Consider the following 12,733-nt stretch of genomic DNA (forward strand, 5'->3'; position numbering starts at 1 on the left):
CCTTAGACGACGGCCCATCACATCGGCCAAGCCGATGGGCTTGAGACTGTGCCTCGCGCGAGAGGCCTGGGGGATGTCATGCGAGTGAGCGTAGCGGCTGTTTGCCTGGCGCTGGTGGGACTGTCCGGCACGGCGGAATCGCAAGCCGCCGTCCGGAAACAAACTCACATTCCGGCGCAGGGCCTGGGCCTGGCGCTGCAAAGCTTGGCCAAGGAACGCAGCTTTCAGCTCGTCTATGTTTCCGAAGAAGTCGACGCGCTCAGCACTCGCGGCGCCGTCGGCCAATTCACGCCCGAAGAGGCGCTCGCCCAACTGCTCGCCGGCACCGGACTCACGTTCAAGTACCTCAACGACCACACCGTCACGATCCTGCCGGCCGCCCCGACCACGTTGCGTGAAGGCGCCGGCAAATCGGACGCGGGAGACAATCGCGTGCCACGCATCAGCAAACCTTCGATAGTGAAGAATGTTCGTCTGGCCTCGGCGGCTTCGGCCGTCATGTTCGGGGTAGCCAGCGGTCAGGCCGCCGCGCAGGTGACCGACGCGGAAGGACAGGATCTCGAGGAAGTCGTCGTCACCGGCATTCGCAGCAGCTTGCGCCAGGCCATGGAGATCAAGCGCGATTCCGACCAGATCGTCGATTCGATCGCCTCGGAGAGTCTCGGCAAGTTTCCGGACACCAACATTGCCGAGTCCCTGCAACGAATCACCGGCGTATCCATCGATCGCAGCGGCGGCGAAGGCCAGGCCGTCACGGTGCGCGGCTTCGGACCGGAGTTCAACACGGTGCTGCTCAACGGTCGGCGGCTCGCCTCGGATACCGGCGCGCGCTCGTTCAACTTCGATGTGCTGCCGGCCGAGTTGATCTCGCGCGTCGATGTTTATAAGAGCTCCACGGCGTTGCTTCAGGACGGCGGCATCGGCTCGACCATTCTGCTGCACACGCCGCGGCCGCTGGAACTGGGCGATTTCAAGAGCATTCTCTCCGCCAAGGCGTTGTACGAAGATCTGTCGGAGAACACCACGCCCGAAGTGTTCGGCATGATCAGCGACACCTTCGCCGACGGTCGTCTCGGCCTGCTGGTCTCGGCGTCCTACCAAAAGCGAGAGAATCGTTCGGAGCGCATTCTCACCGACGGCATTCTCACCGCGCCTCGCGACAGCATGACCCTGATCAGAGATCAACTGGCGGCGCAGGGTTACTCGGAGGACGATCAGTTCTTCATCCCGCAGAACCTGAATGTCAGCCCCATCGACGAAGAGCGCGAGCGCATCAACTTCAACACCACGTTCCAGTACCAGATCGCCGACAACCTGCGCCTGACCGTGGACGGCATGTACGATGAATTCAGCGTGTTCACCGAAGCGAACTCGCTGGGCTTTTTCGTCACGCCGTCGATCATCACCGCCGCAACGTTCGATGAGAACCGCACGGCCACCAGCATCACGCAGACCATCGAAGCCGCGGTCGACTTCACTCGCTCGGTGCGCGATCGTCCCACCGACATCTACGCCGGCGGACTCAATCTCGCCTGGGATGTGAGCGATAGCGTCGGTGTCACCTTCGATTCGTCGTGGTCACGCGCCAAGTCCGGTGGCGCCGAAGGCACGGATGTCGCGGTGGTCGGCTTTCGCAAGGACATCTATACCCTCTCCTACGGACCCAATGGCATTCCTTCCGTATCCGGCGTGCCCTCGGAAGACTACGTGGATCCGACCCTGCCCGTCGCACACTTCAACATGCGCGGCAGCGGCGGCGGTCCGCTCGGTGGTGGCGCCGATCTGAGAGATGAGATCTTCGAGCATCGCATCGAAGCGCAGTGGCAGCCGGACAGCGATGTGCTGAGGCGCGTCACCGTCGGCGCCTTCTACTCCGACGAGAAGCAGAGCCGCGACACACGGCTCACCGACAACGACATCCTTTGTATGTATTGCGGCTACTTCGTCGACATCCCCGACGAGCTGATGCGAACCTACAATGTCGGCTCTGGCTATCTCGGCGGCCGGATCTCCGTGCCCTCCGCATGGCAGGCCTTCGATATCGATCCGCTGCTTGCCTATCTCGAATCACCCGAAGCCGCCGCTGCGCGCGACGCCGCTCGCGGGCTTCCTCCCGGCACGACGTTGAACGAACTGGCAGCGAAGAACGGCTTCGCGCTGCATCGGCGTCCCGACTCCTCGCGTGTGGAAGAGCAGGTTGCCGCCTTGTATGCAGATGCAAGCATTGAAGGATCGCTTGGCGCCATGCCGTGGAATCTGACGCTCGGGGCTCGCTACGTTCGCACCGAGACCACCGCCTTTGGCCTCTCCCAACCTTTGCTCGACCTGGTCTACAGCGGCGATCCGACGCTGTATTCCCCCGTGCTCGCGCCCGAGCCGGTCACGGTCAGCCAGACCAATACATATAACGACTTTCTGCCAAGCTTGAGCTTCCGTTTGAATGTCACCGACGATGTCATCGTGCGCCTGGCTGCGTCCAAGACACTCACCCGTCCGCCCTTGGGCGCGTTGTCTCCGCGACTGGTGATTGGTACGACGCGCTCCGGCAATTTGCAGGCGTCCAGCGGCAATCCCGACTTGAAGCCGTTCGAGTCCAAGAACGTCGATCTGTCGGCGGAATGGTATTACCAGGAGAACGGCTTCATCACCGTGGGCCTGTTCTATAAAGACGTGCAGAACTTCCTGGTGAACAGCGTCGAGAATCGGGTGCTGCCGATCGCCGACCGCGACAACCTGTTCGACGGCGATCCGGTGTTCGAGGTCAGCCTGCTCGACAATCTGGAAAAGGCCACCGTCAAAGGCGTGGAAATGGGCGTGCAGCACAGCTTCGACTGGCTGCCCGGCCTGTGGAGCGGCTTCGGCCTGGGCGGCAACGCCACCCTGGTGGACAGCGGCGCCGAGCTCAACGTGCAGGACATCTCACAAACATTCGCTCTGGAAGGGTTGGGCGATTCCTACAACGTCGTCGGCTTCTACGAGCGCGGGCCGCTCGAGGTGCGTGTCGCCTGGAACCGCCGCGAACGTTTCCTGCGCACCGCCGTCGGCTTCGGTCGGGAACCCACGTTCGTGCAGCCCTACCAGCAGCTCGACGCTCGCGCCAGCTACTCCATCACCGATCATCTCTCGGTGTTCGCCGAAGGCGTCAACCTCGGCAACGAAGTACAGCACCGCGTCGGCCGCTACGACAATCAGATCCTGCTGCTGGAAGAAACAGGGCGTCGTTATACGCTGGGCGTGAGGGCGGAGTTCTAGCAACTTATCGCCGTGAGATCGCCGGCCGCGGCGATCTCACGGCAGTTCAGCGAAGCCGCATGAGCCCGGCGGGCGCCGGGGTGAAACCGCACTCGTCGATATAAAAGCGACGCATCTGCTCTTCGAAATCGACGTGCAGGAATTCGCAGCCGGCGTTGGCGGCGCCGTCTCGAGCGGCTAGAACCAGGCGCATGCCGATGCGTTGGCGGCGGGCGGCGCGAGCGACCATGACATCCTGAAGCCATGCGTGCACCAGGCCATCCCAGAGCACGTTGACGAAGCCGACCAGCGTCTCGCCGCGTCGGGCGGTGACCCAGCCCAGGCTATGTCTGCTGGTGAGCTCGCGCCAGTTCCATTCGGATTCGTCGAACACGCGAGTCTCGAACGCCTCGGCGTGCAGCTCGTTGACTTCCAGATTGCTGAACGCGCCACGCCATTCGAAGGTCAGCGTCTCATCGGCGGAGGACATGCGCGGCGCGTGGCTTACTCGACCTGGATTTCCACCGGCGTGCCGTACACCGTGCGGCCTTCTTCGCATTTGACCTTGGTGATCGGCGTCAAGGTGATCTTGCCCGGGGTCATCATGGTGGCCACCCGGCTCTTGTCGAGCTGAAACTCTTGGTGGAACTCGACCGAGTTCTCCGGCACGACTTCCCATTGCACGCTGTGAGCCACCTCGGCCTCGACTTCCACCGGCGGACGATACACCCAGCATTGGCCCTGAGTGAGCTCGCTGCGAGGGATTTGTTTCCATTGGCCGGTGGTTCGCTGCTCCACGTGCAGGACAACCTGATCGCCCCGCTTCACCTGGGTGGCTGAGGCGGTCGCGGTCAGTTGCACGTCTTGTGAGCCCTCGAGCACGTACACCATCGGCCCGCGCTGTTCGCATCCGGCAATAACTACAAGAAGCGCGGGAACCAGAAGCTTGCCAACGGATCGCATGATGTTCGGTTTTACCTCGCGGGCGCGGTCCGCCCGGCTGGCAAGATAAACGCAGGCTCGCGGCTGGCGCAACTCGGGCCTCACCTGCACGCCCCGCGCCAGTCCGTTATGCTCCCCCTCGCGACATCTTCCTTACGCGAGGGATTCGATGATGAAGTTCGTGCTGAAATGCAGTGCGCTGTTGCTGGTTTGCTGGCAGGCGCAGGCGGCGAACGAGGCTGAATGGCAGTCGTTGTTCGACGGCAAGTCGCTGAATGGATGGCGACTGATCAATGGCAGCGCGAGCTACGAGGTGATCGACGGCGCCATCGTCGGCACCACCAAGGCGGGCACGCCCAACAGCTTTCTAGCCACCGAACAGACCTACGGCGACTTCATTCTGGAGTTCGAAGCGAAACAGACCGTCGGCCCGACCAATAGTGGCGTGCAGTTTCGCAGCCACAGCAAGCCGGAGGTGATGAACGGCCGCGTGCATGGCCCGCAGATGGATCTGGACCCTTCGGAACGTCAATGGACCGGCGGGCTGTACGATGAAGCCATGACCGGCTGGTGGTACCCGGGCACGCTGAACCCGCAACCCGGCCTGTACAAATTCAATGAATGGAACAAGATTCGCATTGAAGCCATCGGCACTTCGATGCGCACCTGGGTCAATGGCCAGCTCTCCGCGTACGTCGTCGATCCGACTTACAAGGACGGCTTCATCGCGCTCCAGGTGCATTCCATCGACAAGCCCGACGAAGTGGGCCGCAAGATTCACTGGCGCAACTTGCGGATCAAACAGACGTCCACAGCGTCGCCGGCCGAAGCGAACATCTTCGTTCGCAACACCATTCCCAACGATCTGAGCGAAGTGGAACGCAAACAAGGCTGGCGCCTGCTGTGGGATGGTCAATCCGAAAAGGGCTGGCGCAGCGCCAAGGGTGACGCGTTCCCTACCAGTGGCTGGCGCATGAAAGACGGCGAGCTGACCGTTACAGGCGGGGGCGGCGGCGACATCGTCACCGAGGAGACTTTCGGCGCATTCGAACTGCAACTCGATTTCCAACTCACGCCAGGCGCCAACAGCGGCATCATGTACTACGTTGGCGACTATGACGGCGGCGACGCCCTGGGCCTCGAATATCAGCTGCTCGATGACGAACGGCACGCCGATGCAAAACAAGGCACCGACGGCAATCGCACCCTCGCCTCGCTCTACGACATCCAGCCTCGCACCCGGCTCATGACCAATGTCGGGCTCGCGCCGAAAGTCGGTCAGTGGCAGCATGCCCGCATCGTGGCGCGCTCGGACGGCAGCGTCGAACACTGGCTCAATGGCGTGAAGGTGTTGAGCTACACGCGCGGTTCGGAAGATTTCAAGCGACGCGTGGCCGCGAGCAAGTTCAAGGACATCGCCCGATTCGGTCAGCTGGAACGTGGCCGCATCCTGTTGCAGGATCACGGCGACGAAGTCCGGTTCCGCAGCATCAAGATCCGAGCGCTTTAGTCACCAGTCATCAGTCACCGGTCACTTCTCATGAGCAACACAGATCGTCGCGCCTTCCTGCAATCCGCCGGCCTGGCCGGCATGTTGTCCTCCATGTCGCCAGCAGTGCTCGCGCAAGGCGCCGCCGCGCCCGCGGCCCATGAAAAAGCACAGACCACCGCGCCGGCAGCCAAACATTCGATTCGCTTCGCCGCCATCGGCCTCGACCATGGGCACATCTACAGCATGACCGCCGCGATCCAGCGCGGCGGCGGCAAGCTGGTGGCCGTGTACGGCGCGGATCCAAAACAAGTTGCTGACTTTCGCGCCAGGTTCGGCGACATCAAAGTCGCGCGCAGCGAAGATGAGATTCTCGAAGACAAGACCATTCAACTGATCGCGGCCGCGCCGATCCCCGATCTGCGGGCGCCGCTGGGCGTGCGAGCGATGCGAGCCGGTAAGGATTACCTCGCCGACAAACCTGGCATCGTCACGCTGGAGCAGCTCGCAGAGGTTCGCAAGGCGGTCAAAGAGACCGGCCGAAAATTCGCGATCATGTATTCGGAGCGTCTCGAAGTGCGCTCGGCCGTGTATGCGGGCGAGTTGATCCGTCAGGGCGCGATCGGCCGCGTGGTGCAAACCATCAATCTCGGGCCGCACCGGGTCAATGCGCCGTCGCGTCCCGACTGGTTCTGGGACAAAGCGCGCTTCGGCGGCATTCTCACCGACATCGGCTCCCATCAAGCCGATCAATTTCTGTACTACACCAACAGCACCAGGGCGCGCGTGGTCGCTTCGCAGACCGGCAATCTCGCGCACCCCGATCGTCCGAAGTTCGAAGACTTCGGCGACATGACCGTGGTCGGCGACGGCGGCACGGGCTACATCCGCGTCGACTGGTACACACCCGACGGCCTGAGCACCTGGGGCGACGGCCGACTGTTCGTGCTCGGTACCGAAGGCTATATCGAGCTGCGCAAATACGTGAACGTGGCGTCGAATCTGCCCGGCGGCAATCATCTGTACATCGTCGACAAGAAACAGGCGCGCTACATCGACTGCAACGCCGTCGCCCTGCCGTTCGGCCCGCAGTTCGTCACCGACATCGTCGAGCGCACCGAGGTCGCGCAGAACCAGGAGCAGGCGCTGCTCGCCGCCGAATTGGTGCTCACCGCGCAAAAACATGCTACCAACCCGGTGCTGACTTAACTGGTCAGGCCACGTTAGCGGTCCCAACACCGTAATTGACAGGCTCCCAGCGATCGACTAACAATCCACTGGTCAGGCCACTTTCCACACGTTGAAAGTGGCCCGCCAGGGGGAATCCGATTGATCAGGTCGCGTGTCACGCGGCCACGGCCGCGCTCGTCCGCGGTAAATCGAATGTTTCCTCCGCATCGATTCGGCCCATGGTCTGCGCAAGCGGGAGGAGCTGATATGAATCGGGGGATCTCCAGGACGGGTGTGAGCGTGTTGTCGCTGTGTCTCGGCGGCGTGGCGGCAGCCCAAAACGTGGAAGAAGTCATCGTCACCGGCTTCCGCGAAAGTCTCGAAGTCGCACTGGAAGCAAAGCGCGATTCGGTCAACTTCACCGACTCCATTTCCGCCGAAGACGTAGGCAAGCTGCCGGACAACAATCTCGCCGAAGCGCTGCAACGCGTGCCGGGCGTGCAGATCTCGCGCACCAACGGCGAAGGTCAGCAAATCTCGATCCGCGGTCTGGGCCCGAGTTTCGCGCGTGTGCTGTTCGACGGCATGCCCATTTCGGCGGCGTCCGAAGGCAGCGTCGATCAACAGGCGCGCAATCGCGAGTTCGATTTCGATCTGCTGCCCTCGGAGATCTTCAGCACCCTGCAGGTTTCCAAGACACCGCGCGCCAGCCTCGTCGAGGGCGGTCTGTCGGGCACCATCGATCTGCGCACGCCGCGACCGTTCGACTACAACGATTTTCAAGCGAGCTATCAACTGCAAGCTGCCTATCAATCGACCTCCGAAGAAGTCGATCCGCGCGGCAGCTTCCTGATCAGCAAGAATTGGAACGACAGATTCGGCGCGCTGTTGAGCGTTTCGACGTCACAACGCACCTTCCGCACCGACGGCTGGTCGTCCCAAGGCTGGACGTCGGGCCGCGTTCCCGGCAACGAAATTGGCCGGCCCTATGACGCAGGCTTTACCTGGAACCTGCCCAGCGTGTTTGCCTCACCCGCCAATCAGGCGCCGGATTTCATCAACGAGTCGGGCCTCACCAATGCGCAACTGAGCCGCACCCAGGTGCCGCGCCTGGGCCGCCCCGAAGTGCAGATCGGCGATCGCGATCGCATCGGCGGCACGCTGGCGTTGCAGTGGGCGCCGACCGATGCGCTGCAGTTCAACCTGGATGTGATCTACGCCAAGCTGGAATCCGACTTCGATCGCTACGCCAACAATCTGCTGGTGCGAAACACCACCAGTAACACCGACAACGAAACCGGCTTCGGCTACATCACGCCGAGCAACTTCAGCGTGGACGGCAACAACACGCTCACCAGCGGCTCGCTGCTGAACGCCAAGTTCTGGTCGGAGAACCGCCTGTTTCAACAGGAGTCGGACTTTAAGCACGTCGGCTTGGGCGGCTCCTGGCAGATCGCCGACCAGGTCCATCTGAGCGCCAAGGCGTCCAAGGCGGAATCCGATTTCCGCTGGCGCATGACCACCTACCTGTTTCTGTCGGAGCCGGGGCAAGTCGACCTGCAGGTGCGCGACGGCATCCCTGTCATCACGCCGCATCTGGATCTCGCCAATTCGAGCAACTGGCGGTTCAATACCGTTCGCGTGCAGCCCCGCACCCGCGAGGAGGAGAACGAGAATCTCGCGCTCGATCTCACCTTGGGCGACGATGAAAGGAACATTCGCATCGGCGCGCTGGCCAACAAGTACTTCCGCGAACGCCTGACCTACTCGTCGTCGGTGGGCTTCGACCAGGGCACCGCGCTCACGCCCTTCGGCTATACCGGCGGCGCGGCGCTCAGGGATTTCGATATCACCGATTTCTCCGAAGTCGTGCCCGTGAACTACGGCGAGCACTTCGACGACCCGGCGGGCTACAACCGTTGGATCGTGAGCGATCTGCGCGCCTTCAGCAGAATGATGGACCCCGGTGTGCTCGACGCCAACGCCAATCTGGACTTCCAGAATTCCGGCAGCTTCGAGGAGGACAACCTGTCGGCCTACATCGAAGCCAACGCCGCCTTCCAGGTGTGGGACCGCACGCTGCGGGTCAACGCTGGATTGCGCTACGTCAAGACCGAGCACGAGATGCAGGGCTTCATTCGCCTGGCCACCACGCCCGCGCCAGCCACCAATCTGTTCGGCATTCGCAAGGATGACTACGGCCGGAACACCATCGACGGGGAATATTCCGAATTCCTGCCTTCGCTCAATCTCGCTTACGAAGTGAGCGACACGGTGCTCGCCAGGTTCTCGATATCGCAGACCATGACGCGGCCGAATCCCAACGATCTGCAGCCCTTCACGGGCATCAGCACCGCCGGCGTGGTCTCGCAAGGCAATCAGAACCTGCAGCCGTACCTCGCCGATCAGCTCGACGGCGGCGTGGAGTGGTATTTCTCCGAAGGCGCGGTGCTGGGCGGCAACGTGTTCTACAAGGAAATTACCGGGTTTGTCGAAAGAGTCATCGCGCCGCAGCCGTTCCGCAACGCCGGCATCCCGCTCGACACCATCACCGATCCGACCATTCTGGCGCTGCTGCCCAACGGGCTCGACACCATACTGCTGTTCAATACGCCGGTGAACGTCGACGATGTGACTTATCTGAAGGGCGCGGAGCTGCTCTATCAGCAGCGGCTGGACAATCTGCTGAACGGTCTGGGCGTCACGCTCAATTACACGCGACTGGACTCCGGCAGCCAGGTCATCGTCGGCCTGGCGAAAACCAACTACAACGCGGTGGTCTACTACGAGCAGGACCGCTTCGCCACGCGGCTGTCCTATAACTATCGCGACGACTATGTCGAATGCGAGGAGAACTGCGGCTCCACCTCGCCGGAGGCCGGGTTCCGTTATCAAGGCGGTTACCTCGACCTGAACAGCAGCGTAAACTTCAGCGCGCTCGGCCAGGATCTGACCCTGAGCCTGGAAGTGCTCAACCTGCTCGATGAGGAAGAATATTCCTTCTACGGCTACCGCAACCGTGCCAATACGTTGAATCGCCCGGGTCGGCAGTACATCCTTGGGATTCGCGGACAGTTTTAGAATCACTCTTTTGGATCACGCTTAAAGATCACGCTTAGGGATCACGCTCATGAGATCACGACAGGCCGATTCTTTTTCCCGCCGGACTTTCGGTAAGACGCTGCTGGGCGTGTCGTTGCCGCTGATCCTGCCGAGCCATGTGCTCGCTGCCGGGCCCAACAGCCGCATTCGCGTGGGTCAGATCGGTTGTGGCCGCATCGCGCGAGACCATGACATGGTCGGCGTGCTCAAGTCCGGGATGGCCGACATCGTGGCGGTCTGCGATGTCGACGCCAATCGCGCGGCCGACGGCAAAAAGCGCGTCGAAGAGTTGTATCGACAGATCGGCGGAAGCGCGCCGCAAGTGAGCGTGCACAAAGACTACCGCGAAATCCTGGAGCGCAAGGACATTGACGCGGTGGTCATCAGCACGCCGGATCATTGGCATGCGGAGCCGGCGCTCGCGGCCGTGCTGGCCGGCAAGGATGTTTACCTGCAGAAGCCGTTCACGATGACCATCGCCGAAGGTATCGTGCTCAGAGACGCAGTGGCGCGCACCAAACGAATCCTGCAGGTCGGCAGTCAGCAGCGCTCGTGGAAACAATTCAGACAGGCGGCCGAGTTGATCCGCTCCGGCCGTATCGGTCAGGTCCGCCGTGTCGAAATCGGTCTGCCCATCGACCCCACCGCGCCGGACGATCCGGTGCAGCCGGTGCCCGAGGGACTCGATTACGCTCAGTGGCTCGGCCCCGCACAGTTCGCGTACTACACCGAGCAACGCGTGCATCCGCGCCAGGGTTATTCACGCCCCGGCTGGCTGCGCAACGAAGCATTCTGTCTCGGCATGATCACGGGCTGGGGCTCGCATCACTACGACACGATGCATTGGGCGCTCGACCTGGAGTCGAGCGGTCCGTCGCGCGTCGAAGGCAGCGCCGAGTTTCCGACCAACAAAATCTGGAACGTGCACGGCGCGTACGACGTGAAGCTCACCTATCCCGGCGATATCAAGGTGCATGTCTCCGACAAGCACAACAATGGCTTGAAGTTCTTTGGCGACGACGGCTGGATCTGGGTGACGCGCGACGGCACCGCGACCGCGAGCGATCCCAGTTCGGGCAAGACCATGCCGCCGCTGGACGCCAGCGACCAACGCCTGCTCGATCCGAAGGGCTTGAAAGTGGAACTGCCTCGCAGCGACAGTCATCACAAGAACTGGCTGGAAAGCGTGCGCTCTCGCAAGCAGCCGCTCGCGCCCGCCCACATCGCTCATCGCAGCGGCAGCGCATGTATCGTCAGCTGGATCGCCATGAAGCTGCAGCGCCCGCTCACCTGGGACGTGAAGTCCGAACGTTTCGTCAACGACGAGCAGGCGAACGCCTTGCTGTCGCGGCCGGAGCGCGCCCCGTACGGCATCGGCCGTCTGATCAAGAGCTGAGCGACCCCACGAGAACTCTGTCGATGAAACATCTGTTGAAGCGAGTCGCCGGCGCGACGCTGCTGCTCGGCCTTGCCCTGGCTTCTCGCGCCGAAGGCGTCACCGAACCGGTGCGCCTGCTGACGCTCGATCCCGGTCACTTCCATGCGGCCCTGGTGCAGAAATATATGTACCGGGGCGTCGACCCGCTGGTGCATGTCTACGCGCCCAAGGGCGATGACGTGCTCGAGCACATGAAGCGCATCGAGGGATTCAACTCGCGCCAGGAGCAGCCCACTCACTGGCGCACCGAGGTCTATACCGGCCCTGACTACTTGCAGCGCATGCTCGAGGATCGCCGCGGCAACGTCGTCGTGATCTCCGGCAACAATGCGCAGAAGGCGCAGTACATCTTGAGCTCGGTCGAAGCGGGTCTGAATGTGCTGGCCGACAAGCCCATGGCCATCACGCCGCCCGATCTCGAGAAACTGAAGCAGGCGTTTGCAGTTGCCGAGAAAAAAGGCACGCTGCTCTACGACATCATGACCGAGCGCTTCGAGATCACGTCCATCCTGCAACGTGAGCTGTCGCAGCGGGCCGGGCTGTTCGGCTCGTTGCAGAAGGGCAGCCCCACCGATCCGGCCATTCGCAAGGAGAGCGTGCATCACTTCTCCAAGGTCGTCGCCGGCTCGCCGCTGAAGCGGCCGCAGTGGTTCTTCGACGTGCGTCAGCAAGGCGAAGGCCTGGTCGATGTCACCACTCACCTGGTGGATCTGGTGCAATGGCAGGCGTTTCCGGAACAGGCGCTGCAGCCCGCGGATGCCAAGGTGCTAAGCGCGAAGCACAGCCGTACGTCGATGACGCTGGATCAATTTCGCAAAGTCACGGGGGCGCCGGCGTTTCCAGACTTCCTGAGACAGGATGTGCAGAACGGCGTACTCGGCGTGTACGCCAATGGCGAGTTCACCTATCGGCTGCGCGGTGTGCATGCGCTGGTCTCGGTGAAATGGGACTTCGAAGCGCCGGCAGGCGGCGGCGACACTCACTTCTCGGTGATGCGCGGCTCCAAAGCGACGCTCACCATCCAGCAGGGCCCGGCCGAGAAGTTCAAGCCCATGCTCTACATCGAACGCGCCAGCAACGTGAGCGCCGCCGCGCACGAGGCCGCAGTGAAAAGCGCGATCGCATCGCTGCAGGATGAATATCCGGGCGTCGGCGTGCGCCGCGACGGCGAGCGATGGGCTGTCACGGTGCCGGAGAAGTACAACGTCGGCCATGAAGCGCACTTCGCGCAAGTGACGGAGAACTTCCTCAAATACCTGCGTTCGGGCAAGCTTCCGGGATGGGAAGTTCCAAACATGCTGACCAAGTACAGCACGATCATGCAGGCCTACGAACTCAGTCGCGCGGCATCGAACTAACAC

The 12,733-nt window shown here is 62.2% G+C and carries 8 protein-coding genes; 6 read left to right on the forward strand and 2 right to left on the reverse strand.

All coding sequences use genetic code 11. From position 1 onward, the window contains the following. The first annotated feature begins 78 nt into the window (after positions 1-78). Positions 79-3,252 carry a TonB-dependent receptor gene (locus JM946_RS19690; RefSeq protein ID WP_203169071.1) on the forward strand — a complete coding sequence of 1,058 codons (3,174 nt, stop codon included), beginning with the start codon at positions 79-81 and terminating at the stop codon, positions 3,250-3,252. 46 nt (positions 3,253-3,298) lie between these two features. On the opposite strand, the gene JM946_RS19695 is transcribed toward JM946_RS19690, so the two are convergent. Continuing rightward, positions 3,299-3,721 (reverse strand): GNAT family N-acetyltransferase, encoded by a 423-nt coding sequence (locus tag JM946_RS19695; RefSeq protein WP_203169072.1) that lies wholly within the window; start codon positions 3,719-3,721, stop codon positions 3,299-3,301. Positions 3,722-3,735: 14 nt separating this feature from the next. After that, positions 3,736-4,122: a hypothetical protein gene (locus tag JM946_RS19700; RefSeq protein WP_203169073.1), complete on the reverse strand. Its 387-nt coding sequence runs from the start codon at positions 4,120-4,122 to the stop codon at positions 3,736-3,738. Positions 4,123-4,345: 223 nt separating this feature from the next. Here JM946_RS19700 and JM946_RS19705 point away from each other — a divergent pair, with 223 nt between their 5' ends. From JM946_RS19705 to JM946_RS19725, 5 genes are all read left to right on the forward strand, one after another. Beyond that, positions 4,346-5,683: a 3-keto-disaccharide hydrolase gene (locus JM946_RS19705; RefSeq protein ID WP_218042997.1), complete on the forward strand. Its 1,338-nt coding sequence runs from the start codon at positions 4,346-4,348 to the stop codon at positions 5,681-5,683. Positions 5,684-5,713: 30 nt separating this feature from the next. Continuing rightward, on the forward strand, positions 5,714-6,871 hold the full coding sequence (locus JM946_RS19710) for a Gfo/Idh/MocA family protein (protein WP_203169075.1): 1,158 nt from the start codon (positions 5,714-5,716) through the stop codon (positions 6,869-6,871). A 228-nt stretch (positions 6,872-7,099) separates the two neighbouring features. After that, complete coding sequence (locus tag JM946_RS19715; RefSeq protein ID WP_203169076.1) at positions 7,100-9,913, forward strand: TonB-dependent receptor; 2,814 nt, start codon at positions 7,100-7,102, stop codon at positions 9,911-9,913. Between the two features lie 49 nt (positions 9,914-9,962). Then, positions 9,963-11,330 carry a Gfo/Idh/MocA family protein gene (locus tag JM946_RS19720; protein ID WP_203169077.1) on the forward strand — a complete coding sequence of 456 codons (1,368 nt, stop codon included), beginning with the start codon at positions 9,963-9,965 and terminating at the stop codon, positions 11,328-11,330. A 23-nt stretch (positions 11,331-11,353) separates the two neighbouring features. Then, positions 11,354-12,730, forward strand: coding sequence for a putative oxidoreductase C-terminal domain-containing protein (locus JM946_RS19725; RefSeq protein WP_203169078.1), 1,377 nt, complete (start codon positions 11,354-11,356; stop codon positions 12,728-12,730). Positions 12,731-12,733: the final 3 nt, after the last annotated feature.

Source organism: Steroidobacter gossypii, assembly GCF_016801985.1.
Lineage (GTDB): Bacteria > Pseudomonadota > Gammaproteobacteria > Steroidobacterales > Steroidobacteraceae > Steroidobacter > Steroidobacter gossypii.